This is a genomic window from Achromobacter sp. T5-5, from assembly GCF_055397965.1.
The window spans coordinates 3,488,377-3,505,744 of the sequence record NZ_AP027919.1 but is presented as its reverse complement, the minus strand read 5'-3'; the positions used below and the strand labels follow the sequence as shown (position 1 = coordinate 3,505,744).

Sequence of the window (17,368 nt, the reverse complement as noted above, 5' to 3'; positions counted from 1 at the left end):
GAGGCCCGCGGGCCCCGCGGCTGGTCAGATCAGTCCGCGCATTTCCACGACGGGATCGACGTCGGCGTCATAATCCACGCCGTCGATTTCAAAGCCGAAGAGGCGCAGGAATTCGCGCTTGTAGCCCGCAAAATCGGTCAGCGTATAAAGGCTGCCGGTGTCGACCTGGTTCCATAGGGCCTGTACTTGCGCCTGTACGTGCGGAGCCAGTTCCTTGCGATCGGCGCGCAGGCGTCCTTCCTCATCCATGATGGGCGAGGGGCCGCAGAGGCTGTCGCGGTAGAGGCCATACACCTGCTCGATGCAGCCTTCATGGGTGCCGTCTTCCTTCATGACCTTGAAGAGCAGCGACAGGTACAGCGGCATCATCGGAATGGCCGAGCTGGCCTGCGTCACGACGGCCTTGAGCACCGACACGCGCGCGTCGCCGCCATGGGCCGCCAGCTTTGCGCGGATGTCCAGCACCTTCTGGTCCAGGTCTTTCTTGGCGGCGCCGATCGAGCCGTTCCAGTAGATGTCGTGCGTGATCTTTTCGCCCAGATACGTAAAGGCGGTGGTGGTGGCGCCTTCGGCCAGCACGCCGGCCGCCTGCAGCGCATCGATCCACATCTGCCAGTCCTCGCCGCCCATCACGGCGACGGTGGCGTCGATCTCGGCTTGCGAGGCCGGTTCCAGCACGCCGTCCTTGATGAGTTCCTTGTCGGTGTCCAGGCCGCGCAGGGTCACGGACTTGCCGATGGGCTTGAGGGTGGAGTTGTAGACCTGCCCGGTCTTCGGATGCGTGCGGCGCGGGGCGGCCAGGCTGTAGATGACCTGGTCGACCTGACCCATGCCCGCCTTGATGGCGGCGATGGTCTTTTGCTTGATCTCGTCGGAGAACGCATCGCCATTGATGCTTTGCGCGGTCAGGCCTTCGGCCTCGGCGAACTTGTGGAAGGCGGCGCTGTTGTACCAGCCCGGCGTGCCCGCCTTGCTGGCTTCGCCCGGGCGTTCGTAGAAGACGCCCAGCGTCTGCGCGCCACAGCCGAATGCCGCGGTGATGCGCGCGGCCAGTCCGTAACCGGTCGATGCGCCCAGCACCAGCACGCGCTTGGGCCCCCCGGGCACCGCTCCCTGCGCCTTCACGTAGTCGATCTGGTTCTTGACGTTGGCCTCGCAGCCGACGGGATGGGTGGTGACGCAGATGAAACCGCGCACGCGGGGCTTGATGATCATGAGGGCCTCTTGTTGGGGATACGCCAGGGGCCGATGCCGCATAGGGCAAAAGGCGAAGCGCATTGTACGGGAGGCGGTCGGCCCGCGGCGGCGGGCCGGCCGCCGTTCAGCGAGCGGCCGTCTTGCCGGAGGCGGAACCGGCCGGGACGGCGCCCTGGGCGCGGCTGCGTCGCCATTCGACCAGGCCGATGCCCATGCCGCTGGCGCAGATGATCGCGATGCCCAGCCAGGTCAGCGGGTCGGGGAAGTGGCCCCACACCAGCCAGCCGACCGACGCCGCGCTGATGATCTGCAGGTAGATGAACGGGGCCAGCGTGGAGGCCGGCGCGCGGCGGTAGGCGGCGATCTGGAACAGGTGGCCCAGGCCGCCGGTGAGGCCGGTCGAGATCAGCACGATCCAGTCCAGCGTGGACAGGCCCTGCAGCACGGGCAGGGCGGGCGGCAGGATGAAGGGCAGGGTGACCGTCAGGCACACAGTGCCCACCGCGCCGCTCCAGATCAGGGACGTGAACGGGTCGTCGCCCGCCACGCGGCGCGTGGCGATGAATTGCGCGGTAAAGCAACAGGCCGTCAACAGCCCGAAGATCGTTCCGATGGGGTGCAGCCCGCCGCCGGGACGGATGACGATGAGCACGCCGACGAAGGCAATGCCCGCGGCGACGAAGCGCGACAGGCGCGCGGGTTCGTTCAGGATCCAGGGCGCCAGCGACAGCACCAGCAGCGGCGCCAGGAAGTTGATGGACGTGGCCTCGGCCTGCGGGATGTAGCTCAGCGTCGTAAAGAACATGAGCGTGGCCAGGAACATCGAGCCGCCGCGCACGAGCTGCTCGCGCGGCTTCTTGCTGCGCAGCACGGCCGTGCCGCGGGCCGGCAGGACCAGTGCCAGCACCAGCACCAGGTGAATGGCATAACGGAACCAGGACAGCACCAGGAGCGGTACGCCCGCATCCATGACCCACTTGCCGCTGGCGTCCAGGCAGGACAGGGTCCACATCGACAGCACCAGCAGCAGCACACCGATCATCGGGCCGCGCGCGGCGGACGCGCCGGGGCGCGGGCGACCGTTATCGGCCGGGGACATGGACAGGGCTCCTGTTCTGGATGAAGGGACCGTCGCGCCATCGGACTGATGCAGGCGACGCGGCGCTGGGCGGCTGACATGATACGCTCATCCCGGCAGGGGAACAGGCCAATGATAGAACTACGAAACGTCGAAACTTTTTTCTGGGTCGCCACGCTGGGCAGCTTTCGCGCCGCGTCGGACAAGCTCAACACCACGCAGCCCGCGGTCTCGCAGCGCATCGCCTCGCTCGAGGCGGACCTGGGCGTCAAGCTGTTCGACCGCGATGCGCGCGGCGTCAAGCTGACGGCCAAGGGGCATGAACTGCTGTCGCACGCGGAGCGCATGCTGCAGGTGCGGCGCGACATGTTCGAGGCCGCGCGCGAGCAGAACGTCATGTCCGGCACGGTGCGCATCGGCGTGGCCGAGACCATCGTGCAGACCTGGCTGCCAGCCCTCATCGAACTGATCCATGCGACGTATCCGGCGCTGGTGCTCGAGATCGAGGTGGACACCACGCATGTGCTGCGCTCGCACCTGATGTCGCGGCAGATCGACCTGGCGTTCCTGATGGGGCCGGTGCTGGAGGCCCGGGTCGAGAACCTGCCGCTGTGCACGTATCCGCTGGCGTGGGTGGCGAGCCCGTTGCTGGACCTGGGGCCGGAGCCCCTGACGCTGGCGACGATCGGCAAGCTGCCGATCATCACGTATCCGTCCAACAGTTCGCCGTACCGCGTGGTGCGCGACATGCTCACGCGGGCGGGGATCGCGTCGCCGCGCATGTATGGCAGCGCGTCGATGTCCATGGTGGTGCGGATGACGCAGGATGCAATTGGCACCAGCGTGATCGCGCCCGTGTTCCTGGGCAAGGAACTGGCCCGCGGCGAACTGCGGATCCTGCAGGTGCAGGCCGATCCGCTGCCCGAGCTGAGCTTTACCGCCACCTGGGTGCAGGGGCCGGACAGCCACGCCGTGCGCATCATCGCGCAGATGGCGCAGAAGGTCGCGGCGCAGGCCTGAACGGCCAAATGGCCGTAGGTGTTTTCCCCAGATGGGGCGCCGCGCCACCCGTGGCCGGCGCGCATGCCGCGCCGGTTTGCGCAGTGCGGCATCTGCCGCAAAGCCGCGCCGATGCGTCGTTTGCGAAAAACGGCGGCAAATTGCGCGGCGAGACCCAAAAAAAATTTATACCCCCACATCGCAACATACGATTGGACGGTCGCCGCCCCTGGCGATGCAATGGCGCTACAGAAATAAGTAGCGCCTGGATACACAGTGCGGGGGAAAACCATGAATAGGCATCAGTTGCACGTCGGACCTGACGCATTTCCTGTCCCTGCCTTGCATCCCTGACACCCGATTCTTAACGGCGCGCGACCAGGATAACGGGATCCCGCGCGCGACAGACGATCCCGCCAGCCAGGAGTTTTGTCCATGAAGAAGTCTCTTGCTTTCGCCGCCGTCGCCGCCAGCCTGTTGGCCGGCGCCGTCCAGGCCCAGGACCTGCCCAAGACCAACCTGAAGGTCGTGGGCGGCCTGTCCAACCTGACCGCTTACAACGACTACGAGAAGCCGTTCTGGACCAAGACCATTCCCGAGCTGTCCAAGGGACAGGTCACGGCGGAGATCAAGGGCTTCAACGAAATGGGCCTGAAGGGGCCTGAGCTGCTGCGCCTGATGTCGCAGGGCGTGATCGAATTCGGCACCGCCACGCTGTCGTACTTCGCCAGCGACAATCCCATCAACGAAGCCATCGACCTGGCCGGCCTGGCGCCGGACGTCAAGACCGCGCGCGCCGTGACCGACGCATTCGAGCCCGTCTACGCCAAGCTCTACGGCGAAGGCAACAACGTCAAGCTGCTGGGCATTTCCACCTATCCGGCGCAGGTGCTGTTCTGCAATGCCGAGATCAAGGGCCTGGCCGACATCAAGGGCAAGAAGGTCCGTACCAGCAGCCGCACCACGGCCGAATTCGTGGAAGCGCTGGGCGGTTCGAGCGTGACGATGGCCTTCGGCGAAGTGGTCCCCGCGCTGCAGAACAAGGTTGTGGACTGCGCCATCACGGGTTCGCTGTCGGGCTATTCGGCCAAGTGGTATGAAGTGTCGACCCACCTGGTCGCGCTGCCGATCAACTGGAACCAGCAGATCCATGCCGTCAACCAGAAGGCCTGGGACAAGCTGGATCCGAAGGTGCGCACGTTCCTGCAGACCAACATCACCACGCTGGTCGACAACATCTGGGACGCCGCCGCCCGCCAGACGCAGGAAGGCTATGACTGCAACACGGGCGCTGCCGCATGCCCGTTCCCCGTCAAGGGCAAGATGGTTCTGGTGCAACCCTCCGATGCCGACCGCGCCCTGCTGAAGAAGGTGGCGCAAGAGGCCGTGCTGCCCAAGTGGGCCGCCCGTTGCTCGGCGCAGTGCGTGAAGGACTGGAACGCCACCGTCGGCAAGACCCTGAACCTGACCGCCAGCAAGTAAACGCCAGGACGCGCCAGCCCGCGGGCCGGCGCGTCCGCCGGCCAACGCGCCGGCCTGCTGTACCCGCCCGCGACACGGGCTTGCAATACCGGCTTGCGATACCGGCCTGCGCCATCCGCCTGTGATGCCAGGCCGAGCCACCCGAGGTTCCATTCATGACTCAAACCGAACACTTCCGCCTGCTCGGCGGCCTGTTGCGGCGCGCCGAGAGCTTTTCGCGCGCGGCCGTATGGGCCGGCGGCGCCCTGACGGTCGCCAGCGTGCTGCTGATCTCCTTTGACGTGCTGGCCCGTAAATTCCTGGGCTTCACGACCGGCGGCGCGGACGAACTGTCCAGCTACGCCTTCGCGATCAGCACGTCCTGGGCGCTGGCCTTTGCGACGCTGCAACGCGCCAACGTGCGCGTCGACGTGCTGTACCAACACCTGCCCGTCCGACTGTCGGCCGTGCTGGACTGGCTTTCCATTGTGGCGCTGGCCGTCTTCATGGTGTTCCTGACCTACTACGCCTACGACGTGGTGGTGACGTCCTGGACCCAGAAGTCCACCGCCAACACGCCGCTGGCCACGCCGCTGTGGATTCCGCAGGGCCTGTGGATGCTGGGCCTGGGCTGGATGTGCATCACCGTCGCGCTGATGCTGGCGCGCGCCTCCGCTGCCCTGGTCACGGGCGACATCGAACTGGTCAAGCAGATCTGCGGCGTGCGCTCCGCGCAGGAAGAGGCCGAAGAAGAAGCCGCCGCCGGCGAGCGCATGGTCAAGGGAGAATCCGCATGATTGCCACCGCGTTGACACTATTGCTGGTGCTCATCGGCCTGTCCATCCCCGTGGGCGCCGCGCTGGGCGTGCTGGGCCTGATCCTGGACCCGATGTTCTCGATGCTGCCGCTGACGCGCGCCATCGGCGAGATTTCCTGGAGCTCGAACAACGAGTTCCTCCTGGTGGCGATTCCGCTGTTCATCATGCTGGGCGAGGTCTTGCTGCGCGCCGGCTTTGCCGAGCGCATGTACGGCGCCATGAGCCTGTGGCTGTCGTGGCTGCCGGGCGGGCTGATGCATGCCAATATCGGCGCGTCGACCCTGTTTTCGGCGACCTCCGGCTCCAGCGTGGCCACCGCGGCCACCGTGGGCACCGTCGCCATTCCGCAGATCCGCAAGTACGGCTACAACGAACCGCTGTTCCTGGGCAGTCTTGCCGCGGGCGGCACGCTGGGCATTCTTATCCCGCCCTCGATCAACCTGGTCATCTATGGCGTGCTGACGAACTCGTCGGTGCCCAAGCTGTACCTGGCCGGCATCATTCCCGGCTTCGCGATGGCGATGCTGTTCATGCTGACGGTGGTCGTCGCCTGCGTCGCCAAGCCGTCGTGGGGCGGCAAGAAGATCAGCGCGACGTGGGGCCAGCGCCTGGCCAGCCTCGTGCACCTGGCGCCGCCCATGGGGATCTTCTTCCTGGTGGTGGGCTCCATCTATGCGGGCCTGGCGACGCCGACTGAAGCCGCGGCGCTGGGCGTGCTGGGCGCCTTCATCCTGGCAGCGTGGTTCCGCCGCCTGAGCTGGTCGATGCTGCGCGAGGTGATGGAGGGCACGATGCGCTCCACGGCGATGATCATGCTGATCGTCATCGCGGCGAGCTTCCTGAACTTCATCATGTCGGCCACGGGCTTGACGGATGCATTGACCAAGTCCATCACCGGGCTCGGCTTGTCGCCCGGCTGGATGTTGCTGATCGTGGTGATTTTCTATCTGGTGCTCGGCTGCTTCATGGAAACCCTGTCCATGATGATCACGACGATTCCCATCGTCGCGCCCATCATGATCGCGCTGGGCTACGACCCCATCTGGCTCGGCATCGTGATCATCATCCTGGTCGAGGCCGCCCTGATCACGCCGCCCGTCGGATTGAACCTGTTCGTCGTGCAGAGCCTGCGCAAGAGCGGTTCCATGAGCGCGGTCATCGTCGGCAGCCTGCCGTTCGTCGCAGCCATGTTCGTGATGCTGGCGCTGCTGGCGTTCTGGCCCGACATCGCGCTGTGGCTGCCGCGCGTCTTTGGCTGATTTCCCTTTGATCCCGGCGCGGCCCGATGCCGCGCCGTTCTTCACCCCCTTCTTCGCAGGACAGACATGAAAGCCGTATTCAAGATCGACGACGCCAATCCCCGTCAGGTGGAAGTGGATTTCAACACCGTGATCGTGGCGGGCTGGGCCGGCCGCGACATGGCCGCCATCGAGCATCACATCGAAGAATTGGCCGCCATCGGCGTGCCGCGTCCGAGCAGCGTGCCGCTGTACTACCGCATCGCGGAGAACCAGTTGACCCAGGCCGCCAACGTGCAGGCGCTGGGCGAGGAGTCGTCGGGCGAAGTCGAGACGTTCGTCTTTGCCGTGGACGGCGAGATGTACGTCAGCATCGCTTCCGACCACACCGACCGCAAGCTGGAAACGGTCAGCGTGGCCATGTCCAAGCAGGTCTGCGTCAAGCCCGTGGCCACCGAGGCCTGGCGCCTTGCCGACGTGGCGGACCACTGGGACGAGCTGGTCATCCGCTCCTATATCGTCGAGAACGGCGAAAAGGTGCTGTACCAGGAAGGTCCGCTGTCCACGCTGCGCACGCCGCAGGACCTGATCGCGGGCTACACCGGCGGCGCTGCCGTGCTGCCGCAAGGCGCGGGCATGACCTGCGGCACCGTGGGCGCCATCGGCGGCATCCGCGCGGCGGCGGATTTCACGATGGAACTGCACGATCCGCGCCTGCAGCGCACGTTGCGCCACCGCTATCATGTCGAATCGCTTCCCGTGGTGGCCTGACACCTGCCATTCCCGGCACTGATTAACCGGGCGCATTCCTGCGGATGCGTCCGTTCGCACATTCACGCCGCCCGGCGGCATGAGGACAATGATGGTTTCGACCCTGAATGATCTGACCACGGCCCTGCGCGAGGGCCGCAGCACCTCCGTTGCGCTGACCGAAGCCGCGCTGGCGCGGGCCCAGGATCCGGCGGGCGAGGGCGCCCGCGCGTTCACCAAGCTGTATGCCGAATCGGCGCTGGCCCAGGCGCGCGCGTCCGACACGCTGCGCGCGGCGGGCATCGTGCGATCCGCGATCGACGGCCTGCCCATCAGCATCAAGGACCTGTTCGACATCGAGGGCGAAACCACGATGGCCGGTTCGGTGGCGCGCGAAGGCGAGCCCGCGGCCGAGGCGAACGCCGAAGTCGTGCAGCGCCTGATCGCCGCCGGCGCCGTCATCATCGGCCGCACCAACATGACCGAATTCGCGTATTCGGGCCTGGGCATCAATCCGCACTACGGCACGCCCCTCAACCCCTACGACCGCGCCACCGGCCGCATTCCCGGCGGATCGTCCTCCGGCGCCGCCGTTTCGGTCGCGGATGGCATGGCTGTCGCGGGCATCGGTTCGGACACGGGCGGCTCCGTGCGCATCCCGGCCGCCCTGTGCGGCCTGACGGGATTCAAGCCCAGCGCTTGGCGCGTGTCCATGCAGGGCGTGCTGCCGCTGTCGGCCAACCTGGACTCCATCGGTCCCATCGCCGCCAGCGTGCGCTGCTGCGCCGAGCTGGACGCCATCCTGTCGGGCGACGCGGGACCGCTGCCGCAGGCATTGCCCGTGCGCGGCCTGCGCCTGGCCATTCCGACCACGCTGGCGCTGGACGCCATGGACAAGCATGTGTCGGACAGCTTCGCGGCGGCGGTGCAGCGGCTGGAAGCGGCCGGCGCGCTGATTGACCGGATCGAGATTCCCGAATTCGCTGAACTGGCGTCCATCAACAGCAAGGGCGGCTTCACCGCCGCGGAAGCCTGGGCCTGGCACCGCGACCTGATCGCGCGCGCGGGCAAGCGCTACGACCCGCGCGTGGTGTCGCGCATCATGCGCGGACAGGACATGTCGGCGGCGGATTACCTGGATCTGCTGGATGCGCGCGAAGCCTGGGTCGCCGCCGTGGATCACCGCATCGCGGGCTATGACGCGCTCATCATGCCCACCACGCCCATCGTGGCGCCGCCCGTGGCGGACCTGCAGGCCGCCGACGAGGCCTACTACGCCGCCAACGGCCTGATCCTGCGCAATCCGACGCTCATCAACTTCCTGGACGGCTGCGCGCTGTCGCTGCCGTGCCATGCGGCGGGCACCGCGCCGGTCGGCCTGATGATCGCCGGCAGCAACGGCGCGGATCGCCGGATCCTGGGCATCGGCCTGTCCGTCGAAGACCTGTTCGCCGGCCGCTGACCGGCATTTCAAGCAACCTGCAACAAGAGAACTTTCATGCCTGACGCCGATAACGTTCGAACCAGCCTCGCGCTTGCCCGGCAGGCGCGGCTGGACGCGCGCAGCGGGCGCCTGACCGGACCCACGGCCAATCTGGCGCCGGGGCACGTGCAGGCCAACCTGGCCATCCTGCCGCGCGCGCTGGCGGCGGATTTCCTGCACTTCTGCCAGCGCAATCCCAAGCCTTGCCCCTTGCTGGCCATGTCCGAACCGGGCGACCCGTCGTTGCCGGAACTGGGCGCGGACATCGATATCCGCACCGACATTCCGCGCTACCGGGTCTGGAAGGACGGCGTGCTGGTCGCCGAACCGACGGACGTGCGCGACCTCTGGCGTGACGACCTCGTCTCGTTCCTGATCGGCTGCTCGTTTTCGTTTGAAGAGGCCATGCTGGACAACGGGCTGCCCGTGCGTCACATCGAACAGGGCAGCAATGTGCCGATGTACCGCACCAACATCCCCACGCAGCCCGCCGGCGTCTTCGGCGGTCCGCTGGTGGTGTCCATGCGCCCGCTCAAGGCGGCGGACGCGATACGCGCGATCCAGGTGACGTCGCGCTTTCCGTCCGTGCACGGCGCGCCGGTCCACATCGGCGATCCGTCGCTCATCGGCATCGCTGACATCGACCGTCCCGACTACGGCGATCCGGTGGAGATCCGCGCCGGGGAAATGCCCGTGTTCTGGGCCTGCGGCGTCACGCCGCAGTCGGTCGTGGCGGCCGTGCGGCCCGAGTTCTGCATCACGCACGCGCCGGGCCACATGCTGGTCACGGACCTCATCAACAGCCGCATGGCGGTGTTCTGACCGGGCGCTGCGCAGGCTTCAACGCTTGCGCATGAGTGCTTCGACGCGCTGGTCGTAGTCGGGCGGGAAGGTCCAGAAGCGCATGCCTTGCTGCGTGTAGCCTTCCTGCAGCCCGCGGTCGGCTGGCGCCTTGTGGTACAGGAACTGCATCAGCACGTCGCTGCTGACCCAGCTGTTGCCGAACCAGAAACTGTGCGCGCGGCGGTGCATGTCGGGGATGGCGCGCGGATCGACCCAGATCATGTCGAAGTTCAACTGCTGGGAAGCCGCGTTCACGAATTCCACCTGTTCCGGCGTCAGGTCGTCCGCGCTGGGGCGGCCGGCCCGGGACGCGCGCTGATGGCGCGCCGCGAAGCCCAGGGCGCGATCGTCCAGGTTGGCGCCCAGGCTTACGCGTTCGGTCAGGTCGATGTACTGGCGCAGGTCCGTCACGAACCGATAGGTGTCCTCGTCGGGCGCCGCAAAATAGATCTGCCCCAGGCGCAGCCGCGCACGCAACTGCTCGCGGCTTTCGCCGTCCCGCGGCTGGGCCAGCGTGGCCAGCCCTTCGCTCGCGATCCGCGCGCCCGCGCTGAAGGCGAGCACGTTGATGTGTTCGGCATTCGTGTTGCTCGCCAGCAGTTCTATCAGCCGCGCAAACGCGGGCACCGACGCGCGCGCGGCGCGGACATCGGTGGCATAGGACAGCAGACTGCCCGCCGAGGGCCACAGGAAGGCCAGCACGACGGCCTGGCGGCCCGTGAAATGATGGAACTGGGCGGCCTGCGCGGTGCCGCGCCACACGGCGTTGTTGAACCCGTGCACGTAGATGATCAGGTCGCGGTGCCGGCTGACCGCCAGGGCGTCGTTGATGAGGTCGAAGTACGCCCGCGCCTCGGGCGAGGCTTGCACGTCGCTTTGCAGGGGCAGCGCGACCAGCTCGTCCATGCGCTCCAGGCTGAGCACCGGCCGGCCGCGCTGGCTGCCCGAGGTGGAAAGCTGCCGCAGTTGATCCCAGTCCAGCGTGCCGTCGCCGATCTGCACCTTCGCGATGCCCAGGCGCAGCGTGTCGCTGGGGAAAATGGAATAGAACGGCTGGCGCGACCCAATGAACACGGCGCGGTTGGTGGCGTACAACAGGGGGATCGAGGTGCTGTCGAGCGCCGCGTCCTTGTGCTCGAAGGGATCCACGTGGCCGGTCGTGAACTTGAGCGGCGTGGGCATCAACTGCACGGGCGAGGAGCAGGCCGCCAGCAACGCCATGGCTGCCGCCAGCAGGGCCGTCAGGACAACCCGCAGCGGATGGCTCGGTGACGCAGACGCGCAGGCACGCAGGAGGCTCATGCGGTGGGCCCGGTTCAGGTTGGTGGGGATGGGCGCTGCGCAGGCGCCGGGAGCGTCACGCGAAGCGCCACCGTCATACCACTGCAAACGGCGAAGGCACGCGTGGATTGTCGCCGTGGTCATGGCGACGATCAAGGGGGAAGGGGGGGTGTCTGACACCCTTGGGGCACGGTCTCGGAAGGAAGACCATTTCACACGGATGCCAGACAGCTCGTTTTGACACGCGCCGGCCCGGCGGGGGCCGGCGCTTGGGGCGTCAGAAGATGTGGCGCATGCCTACGGCGGCGCCGAGCTGGTGGCTCTGACCGGCGATTTCGCCGCTGGCGGCGTCGCTGACCTTGTTCCAGTCGATGGTGCCGTACAGTTGCGTGCGCTTGGACAGCGCGTATTCGGCCACGGCGACCAGCGCGTAGCGCTTGCCCTTGTCGCCTTCCTCGACCACGTTCTCGCTGCGGTCGTAGTAGGCCGCGCCCGTGATGGCCCAGCGCGGTGTGGCCTGCCAGGTCACGCCGGCGAAATAGCCGTTGTCCTTGCGATCGAGGCTGGCGGTGGTGGTGCCGCCCATGACGCCGTTGACCCAGCCCGTTTCGTCGCGGCCATTGAAGTAGCCCGCGAAGACCTTGGCGGACTCGAACTGGTAGGAGGCGTTCAGGTTCCAGGCGCGCTGGCGCTGGTCGGAGTCGGCGGCGGCGTAGGTCTGTTGCCAGGCCGCGCCCAGGCCGAGCTGGCCCACGGTGTAGCGCAGGCTGGCGCCATATTGCTGGCCGGCCTTGCGGTCGTCCCAGTCGTCGCCGTTGGCCCACGAGGCCACCACGGCCAGGTTGCCGAAGGTGTTGGCGTATTTGGTCATGTTGTTGGTGCGCACGCGCGACATGGCGGCGGGCAGCCAGGCGTTCTGCTCGTAATTGCCGACGGTCAACGGGTCGAAATAATCGGCCAGCAGGTCGAACATGGGCGTGTTCTGCAGGCCCAGCGTCAGCGTGCCGATGTTGCCGCCATCCAGGCCGACGTAGGCCAGGCGGCTGAAGGCCTTGGACGTATCCGACCCGCGGCCGTTCTGCAGGTTGACGCCGTTTTCCAGGCGGAAGAAGGCGCGGTTGCCGTTGCCCAGGTCTTCCGAGCCGCGCAGGCCCCAGCGGCTGTTGGAGATGGCGCCGTTTTCCATGGAGACGCGGCTGCCGTCTTCGCCCACGGCGCCTGAACTGGTGCTCAGGTAGCGGATGCTGACGTCGGCGATGCCGTACAGGGTGACGCTGGTTTCGGCGCTGGCCGTACCGGCGGCCAGGCCCATGCCGGCCGCGGCCAGCGTGAGGGTGATGCGTTTCACTTGAGACTCCTCCAGGTGTAGCTGATTTGTGGTTGCGCCGCGCTTTTGGCTTGGCGGGTCGCGCCCGGCGGTTGGCCGCGCGCCTGGGGATTCTAAGAAAGTTGGCGCGGCCGGAACATCGAAAAACTTCGGCGTTTTCCCGGGTTTACAGCCTGAGGCGACCGCGACAGGTCCCCAAGCAGAAAAAACAGACCGACGGAAAAGAAAAAACCCCGTTCGAAGAACGGGGTTTGGAGGGCACGGGGCCTGGGCGACGCTTGCGCGGGCGCTACAGCGTCATGTGCAGCGGCAGCCAGGTCGCGATGCCGGGAATCACATAGAGCAGCAGCACGGCCACCGTCATCAGGATGAACATCGGCAGCGAAGCGCGGGCGATGTAGGGCAGTTCCCGCCCGCTCATGCCCGACAGCACGAACAGGTTGAAGCCCACCGGCGGTGTGATCTGTGCCATTTCCACCACGAACACGACGAAGATGCCGAACCAGATCAGGTCGATGCCGGCCGCCTGCACGGTCGGCAGCAGCACGCCCATGGTCAGCACCACGATCGAGATGCCGTCCAGGAAGCAGCCCAGCACGATGAAGAACACCATCAGCGCCATGATCAGGCCGAACTGGGGCAGGCCCAGGCCGCCGATCCATTCTGCCAGCGCGCGCGGCAGCCCGATGTACCCCATCGCCAGGGTAAGGAACTGCGCGCCCGCCAGAATCAGCGCAATCATGCAGTACAGCCGGGTGGCGCCCAGCAGGGACTGCATGAAGCTGCTGCGGTTCAGCGACCCTTGCAGCGCCGACAGGAACAGCGCGCCCACCACGCCGACCGCCGCGGCTTCCGTCGCGGTGGCGATGCCGGTGTAGATGGAGCCCAGCACCGCGCCGATCAGCAGAAGCACCGGAATCAGGTGCCGCGAGCGGCCCAGCTTTTCCATGAAGGACAGGCCGGGGTCCGCCGCCGGAACCTGGTCCGGATTGCGGATGGCCCACCAGGCGATGTAGCCGCTAAAGAGCAGCGCCAGCACGATGCCCGGCACGATGCCCGCGATGAACAGCTTGGCGATGGACACGTCCGCCGCCACGCCGTACACGATCATGATGATCGAGGGCGGGATGAGCAGGCCCAGCGTGCCGGCGCCCGACAGCGTGCCAAGGATCTTGTCCTCGGGGTAGCCGCGGCGCGTGAGCTCGGGGATGGTCATCTTGCCGACCGTCGCGCAGGTGGCCGCCGATGAGCCGGACACCGCCGCGAAGATCGCGCAGCCGATCACGTTCGTGTGCAGCAGGCGGCCGGGCACCCGGTTCAGCCAGGGCGCAAGCCCCTTGAACAGGTCTTCCGACAACCGGGTGCGGAACAGGATTTCGCCCATCCACAGGAAAAGCGGCAGGGCGGTCAGCGTCCAGCTGGACGAGGCGCCCCAGATCGTGACGGCCATGGCGTCGCCCGCGGGGCGGCTGGAGAAGATCTCCATGCCGATCCAGGCCGTGCCCGCCAGCGTCAGGCCGACCCACACCCCGCAGCCAAGCAGGACGAAGATCGAAACGACCAGTAGGGTAATGACGAGAAGTTCATTCATGAGTTTGCTGCGATGTGGCGGCGGAGAGGCCGCGCGAACGGCGGATCAGTTCATCGACGAGGGCGACGAAGAACAGGATCGTGCCGACGGCCATGGTCGTCTGCGGGATCCAGAGCGGCGTGGCGTCGTTCGACGTGGAGATGTCGTTGAACAGCCAGGAGTCGTACGTGAGCTTGACGCTGAAAAACGCGAAGGCGGCGGCCAGCAGGCAGCCGACGGCCAGGGCGAAGATGTCGAGCCGGCGGCTGCCCGCGGGCGCCAGCGAATTGAGCAACAGCGTCACGCGGATGTGCTCGCCGTGCTTGAACGTGCTGGCCAGCGCCAGGAATCCCGCCGCGGCCATGAAATACCCGGCATAGGCATCCGTGCCGGGAATGTTGAAACTGAGCTGGCGGGAGATGATCGCCGCCAGCACTGAAACAAGTACGCCTATCGTGCACAGGCCGGCCAGCAGGCCGGCCGCGCCGTACAGGGAATCTAGAAAACGGCGCATGTCGGAATTACTGCTTCTTGTAGGCGTCGATCATGGCCTGGCCGTCCGCGCCGGCCTTCTTGAGCCAGTCGTCAAGCATGCGCTTGCCGATCACGCTCAGGCCTTCCTTGAGTTCGACCGTGGGCTTGATGGTTTCCATGCCGTTCTTGGCCAGCTCGGCCTGATACCACTTGTTCTTTTCCTGCGACAGCTTCCAGCCGCGTTCCTCGGCTTGCGCGGCGGCCTTTTTCAGGGCTTCCTGCGTGGCCGGATCCAGCGCGTCGAACGCCTTCTTGTTCACGATGATGGCGTTCTTGGGCAGCCAGGCCTGCGTGTCGTAGAACTTCTTGATGTACTCGTAGGTCTTGGTGTCGTAACCCGTGGACGCGGAGGACATGTAGGAATCGATCACGCCGGTGGCCAGCGCCTGGGCCAGTTCGGCCTGCTGCACGGTCACGGGCTGCGCACCGACCAGTTCGGCGATCTTGGCCGTCACCGGGCTGTAGGCGCGCCACTTCAGGCCCTTCATGTCGCTGATCTGCTTGATGTCCTTGTTGGCGAAGATGCCCTGGGGCGGCCACGCCACGGCGTACAGCAGGGTCATGCCCTGCGAGGCCAGCTTCTTTTCCAGGAAGGGCTTTTGCGCCTGGTACAGCTTGAACGAGGCGTCGTAGCCGGTGGCCAGGAAGGGCAGGCCGTCCAGTTCGTAGACCGGGTCTTCGTTGGCGAAGTTGGTCAGCAGGATCTCGCCGATCTGCGCCTGGTTGCCTTGCACCGCGCGCTTGATCTCGGGCGCCTTGTAGAGCGAGGCGTTGTTGTGCAGCGTGATCTTGAGCTTGCCATCCGACAGCGTGTCCACGTCCTTGATGAAGGTGGTCAGGTTCTCGACGTGGAAGTTGCTCGCCGGGTAGGCGCTGGGGAGGTCCCACTTGGTCTGGGCCTGTGCGCCCGCGCTGAATGCCAGGACGATGCTGCCGGTCAGCAGCGAGATTTTCTTGTACATGGTGGTCCTTCTTTGCGAATGGTGAAGACGGGTCTTTCCCGATAGGCAGTGCGGAAAAAGATTGCGCGGCGCGGCGTCGCGCCGCCTGAGCGCCGTGCCATTCTATGTTGCTGTGCGGTAACAAAGCGCGGTAAATCGCCGTTTTACGGGTAATTCCTAAGGCTGCCTGTCGTTCATTGATTGAAGGTTCAATGTTTGCGGTCCATGACCGCCGAGGCGTTATCGGCGCACGGTTTTTCTTCTAAGATTGCGCCATTGCCTACGCAGCGCAGAGGGTCGTGTGAATTTCGTTTTTCGCCGTGATGAGTTGCTGGTCGAGACATCGTCCAGCGTGTTGCCGGATTCGGCGTTGTGCGAACGCATCGGCCTGACTGCCGCGGCCTTGCTGCCCGTCTGGGTGCAGGCGGATTCGCCGTATCGGACGGTGTGCGTCGAGCCCGGCATCGAAGCCCCGGAAGGCTACGCATTCAAGAAGCTGCGGTCGCTGTTCGGCGTGTTCGATGACGAGGCGATGGCATTGGCGGGCCGCGCCTACCAGATCGCCGAATGGGCGCGCACCCATCGCTTCTGCGGCGCCTGCGGCACCCGCGCCGAGCGCGTGGCGCACGAATTCTGCCTGCGCTGCCCCGCCTGCGGGCTGTCGGCGTATCCGCGCATCGCGCCGGCGATGATGGTGCTGATCCGCAAGGGCGACAGCATATTGCTGGCGCGCCACGCCAACGCGCCCACGGCCCGCTACACGGCGCTGGCCGGCTTTGTCGAGCCGGGCGAAAGCATCGAGCAGACCGTTCATCGCGAAGTCTTCGAAGAGGTGGGCCTGAAGGTCGGCAACCTGCAGTACTTCGGCAGCCAGCCCTGGCCGTTCCCGCACTCGCTGATGGTGGCGTTCACGGCGGACTACGTGTCGGGCGACATCCGTGTCCAGGAAGATGAGATTGTCGACGCCCGCTGGTTCGGCCCGGGCGACGCCATGCCCGAGATCGCGGCCCGCATTTCGATTGCCGGCTGGCTGATCCGGGCGAACCTGCCCATGGGCTGGACCGCGCCCTGACGGCCTGAGCCGTATGGCCCGAGCCCGGTGCCTCCGTGCCCTGAGGGACCGATGCCCTGAAGGCCGGCAGGTCGATTCCACCTAGGGGTATTCCCTCGAAGCGAGGGATTTTTTACGGCCACGCCTTATTTTTTATTGATGAAATATGGATAAATTATTAGTATTTCATCCAGATAAACTTGGCTTTCGGGTCCTGGCTCCTATGTCCTCTGCGTTGATTGCGTCATCGGCTCATCTGGCTGGCGGTAGCGCGCCAGATCTTTCCGAAGTGGAATTCGGCCTGATGATCGCCGGCCATGCGTTCGATCGCTGGACCGTGCGTTGCATGGCGGCTGCCGGCCTGCCGGACCTGACGCCTACCGACGTCATGGTGTTCCACCACGTCTACCACCGTCAGCGGCCCAAGAAGCTGGCCGACATCTGTTTCACGCTCAACGTGGAAGACACCCACGTCGTCAGCTATGCGCTGAAAAAGCTGGACCGGCTGGGCGTGGTGCGCGGCGAGCGCAGCAGCAAGGAAGTCTTCTACAGCGTCACACCGGAGGGCGCGGCGATCCTCAAGCGCTACGGAGAAATCCGCGAGCAGTGCCTGACCGCCGGCCTGGACGCGCCAGGCGGGGGCGGGCTGGAATTCAGCCGCCAGTTGGCGCACACGCTGCGCGCGTTGTCCGGACTGTATGACCAGGCGGCGCGTGCCGCGACCTCTCTCTGATTCCAATACGCGGGGCAAGGCCCCGATCCATCCGCAACCCGACCGTGGCCGAGCGCGCCCCGGC

General features: G+C 66.2%; 16 protein-coding genes. 9 read left to right on the top strand and 7 right to left on the bottom strand.

Features of this window, described 5'->3' with window-relative positions; all coding sequences use genetic code 11:
* Positions 1-24: 24 nt before the first annotated feature.
* Together fabV and ACZ50Q_RS15890 are read right to left on the bottom strand one after the other, a co-directional pair.
* Entirely contained in the window at positions 25-1,215 is a 1,191-nt protein-coding gene (gene fabV, locus ACZ50Q_RS15895; RefSeq protein WP_464078933.1) for an enoyl-ACP reductase FabV, read from the bottom strand.
* A 106-nt stretch (positions 1,216-1,321) separates the two neighbouring features.
* Positions 1,322-2,296: a DMT family transporter gene (locus ACZ50Q_RS15890; RefSeq protein WP_464078932.1), complete on the bottom strand. Its 975-nt coding sequence runs from the start codon at positions 2,294-2,296 to the stop codon at positions 1,322-1,324.
* A 111-nt stretch (positions 2,297-2,407) separates the two neighbouring features.
* Here ACZ50Q_RS15890 and ACZ50Q_RS15885 point away from each other — a divergent pair, with 111 nt between their 5' ends.
* From ACZ50Q_RS15885 to ACZ50Q_RS15855, 7 genes are all read left to right on the top strand, one after another.
* A complete protein-coding gene (locus ACZ50Q_RS15885) occupies positions 2,408-3,295 on the top strand; it encodes a LysR family transcriptional regulator (protein ID WP_076521049.1) in 888 nt (295 codons plus the stop codon).
* Between the two features lie 414 nt (positions 3,296-3,709).
* On the top strand, positions 3,710-4,756 hold the full coding sequence (locus ACZ50Q_RS15880; protein ID WP_464078931.1) for a TRAP transporter substrate-binding protein: 1,047 nt from the start codon (positions 3,710-3,712) through the stop codon (positions 4,754-4,756).
* A 155-nt stretch (positions 4,757-4,911) separates the two neighbouring features.
* A complete protein-coding gene (locus tag ACZ50Q_RS15875; protein ID WP_076521047.1) occupies positions 4,912-5,532 on the top strand; it encodes a TRAP transporter small permease subunit in 621 nt (206 codons plus the stop codon).
* Complete coding sequence (locus ACZ50Q_RS15870; protein WP_464078930.1) at positions 5,529-6,812, top strand: TRAP transporter large permease; 1,284 nt, start codon at positions 5,529-5,531, stop codon at positions 6,810-6,812. The genes ACZ50Q_RS15875 and ACZ50Q_RS15870 overlap by 4 nt, the downstream gene beginning before the upstream one ends.
* 66 nt (positions 6,813-6,878) lie before the next feature.
* Positions 6,879-7,562 (top strand): DUF2848 domain-containing protein, encoded by a 684-nt coding sequence (locus ACZ50Q_RS15865; RefSeq protein ID WP_464078929.1) that lies wholly within the window; start codon positions 6,879-6,881, stop codon positions 7,560-7,562.
* Positions 7,563-7,653: 91 nt separating this feature from the next.
* Positions 7,654-9,003, top strand: coding sequence for an amidase (locus tag ACZ50Q_RS15860; RefSeq protein WP_076522114.1), 1,350 nt, complete (start codon positions 7,654-7,656; stop codon positions 9,001-9,003).
* Between the two features lie 36 nt (positions 9,004-9,039).
* On the top strand, positions 9,040-9,846 hold the full coding sequence (locus ACZ50Q_RS15855; RefSeq protein ID WP_464078928.1) for a putative hydro-lyase: 807 nt from the start codon (positions 9,040-9,042) through the stop codon (positions 9,844-9,846).
* 18 nt (positions 9,847-9,864) lie between these two features.
* Here the strand turns inward: ACZ50Q_RS15855 and ACZ50Q_RS15850 are convergent, their stop codons facing one another.
* The 5 genes from ACZ50Q_RS15850 to ACZ50Q_RS15830 all read right to left on the bottom strand — a co-directional run bounded on the left by ACZ50Q_RS15850 (position 9,865) and on the right by ACZ50Q_RS15830 (position 15,541).
* Entirely contained in the window at positions 9,865-11,169 is a 1,305-nt protein-coding gene (locus ACZ50Q_RS15850; RefSeq protein ID WP_464078927.1) for an alpha/beta hydrolase, read from the bottom strand.
* 256 nt (positions 11,170-11,425) lie between these two features.
* Positions 11,426-12,496: a porin gene (locus ACZ50Q_RS15845; protein ID WP_464078926.1), complete on the bottom strand. Its 1,071-nt coding sequence runs from the start codon at positions 12,494-12,496 to the stop codon at positions 11,426-11,428.
* Between the two features lie 268 nt (positions 12,497-12,764).
* Positions 12,765-14,066: a TRAP transporter large permease gene (locus tag ACZ50Q_RS15840; protein WP_076521041.1), complete on the bottom strand. Its 1,302-nt coding sequence runs from the start codon at positions 14,064-14,066 to the stop codon at positions 12,765-12,767.
* Positions 14,059-14,559, bottom strand: a complete 501-nt coding sequence (locus ACZ50Q_RS15835; RefSeq protein ID WP_076521040.1) for a TRAP transporter small permease — start codon at positions 14,557-14,559, stop codon at positions 14,059-14,061. Before ACZ50Q_RS15835 ends, ACZ50Q_RS15840 begins: the two co-directional genes overlap by 8 nt.
* Before the next feature lie 7 nt (positions 14,560-14,566).
* Entirely contained in the window at positions 14,567-15,541 is a 975-nt protein-coding gene (locus ACZ50Q_RS15830; RefSeq protein ID WP_076521039.1) for a TRAP transporter substrate-binding protein, read from the bottom strand.
* Between the two features lie 280 nt (positions 15,542-15,821).
* Here ACZ50Q_RS15830 and nudC point away from each other — a divergent pair, with 280 nt between their 5' ends.
* Together nudC and ACZ50Q_RS15820 are read left to right on the top strand one after the other, a co-directional pair.
* Entirely contained in the window at positions 15,822-16,592 is a 771-nt protein-coding gene (nudC, locus tag ACZ50Q_RS15825; protein WP_076521038.1) for an NAD(+) diphosphatase, read from the top strand.
* 202 nt (positions 16,593-16,794) lie between these two features.
* Positions 16,795-17,304, top strand: coding sequence for a winged helix DNA-binding protein (locus ACZ50Q_RS15820; protein ID WP_076521037.1), 510 nt, complete (start codon positions 16,795-16,797; stop codon positions 17,302-17,304).
* The last annotated feature ends 64 nt before the right edge of the window (positions 17,305-17,368 follow it).

Bases quoted from the DNA above. Each gene is read 5' to 3' on its own strand.
- fabV (WP_464078933.1), bottom strand. From the start codon at position 1,215: ATGATCATCAAGCCCCGCGTGCGCGGTTTCATCTGCGTCACCACCCAT.
- ACZ50Q_RS15890 (WP_464078932.1), bottom strand. From the start codon at position 2,296: ATGTCCCCGGCCGATAACGGTCGCCCGCGCCCCGGCGCGTCCGCCGCG.
- ACZ50Q_RS15885 (WP_076521049.1), top strand. From the start codon at position 2,408: ATGATAGAACTACGAAACGTCGAAACTTTTTTCTGGGTCGCCACGCTG.
- ACZ50Q_RS15880 (WP_464078931.1), top strand. From the start codon at position 3,710: ATGAAGAAGTCTCTTGCTTTCGCCGCCGTCGCCGCCAGCCTGTTGGCC.
- ACZ50Q_RS15875 (WP_076521047.1), top strand. From the start codon at position 4,912: ATGACTCAAACCGAACACTTCCGCCTGCTCGGCGGCCTGTTGCGGCGC.
- ACZ50Q_RS15870 (WP_464078930.1), top strand. From the start codon at position 5,529: ATGATTGCCACCGCGTTGACACTATTGCTGGTGCTCATCGGCCTGTCC.
- ACZ50Q_RS15865 (WP_464078929.1), top strand. From the start codon at position 6,879: ATGAAAGCCGTATTCAAGATCGACGACGCCAATCCCCGTCAGGTGGAA.
- ACZ50Q_RS15860 (WP_076522114.1), top strand. From the start codon at position 7,654: ATGGTTTCGACCCTGAATGATCTGACCACGGCCCTGCGCGAGGGCCGC.
- ACZ50Q_RS15855 (WP_464078928.1), top strand. From the start codon at position 9,040: ATGCCTGACGCCGATAACGTTCGAACCAGCCTCGCGCTTGCCCGGCAG.
- ACZ50Q_RS15850 (WP_464078927.1), bottom strand. From the start codon at position 11,169: ATGAGCCTCCTGCGTGCCTGCGCGTCTGCGTCACCGAGCCATCCGCTG.
- ACZ50Q_RS15840 (WP_076521041.1), bottom strand. From the start codon at position 14,066: ATGAATGAACTTCTCGTCATTACCCTACTGGTCGTTTCGATCTTCGTC.
- ACZ50Q_RS15835 (WP_076521040.1), bottom strand. From the start codon at position 14,559: ATGCGCCGTTTTCTAGATTCCCTGTACGGCGCGGCCGGCCTGCTGGCC.
- ACZ50Q_RS15830 (WP_076521039.1), bottom strand. From the start codon at position 15,541: ATGTACAAGAAAATCTCGCTGCTGACCGGCAGCATCGTCCTGGCATTC.
- ACZ50Q_RS15820 (WP_076521037.1), top strand. From the start codon at position 16,795: ATGTCCTCTGCGTTGATTGCGTCATCGGCTCATCTGGCTGGCGGTAGC.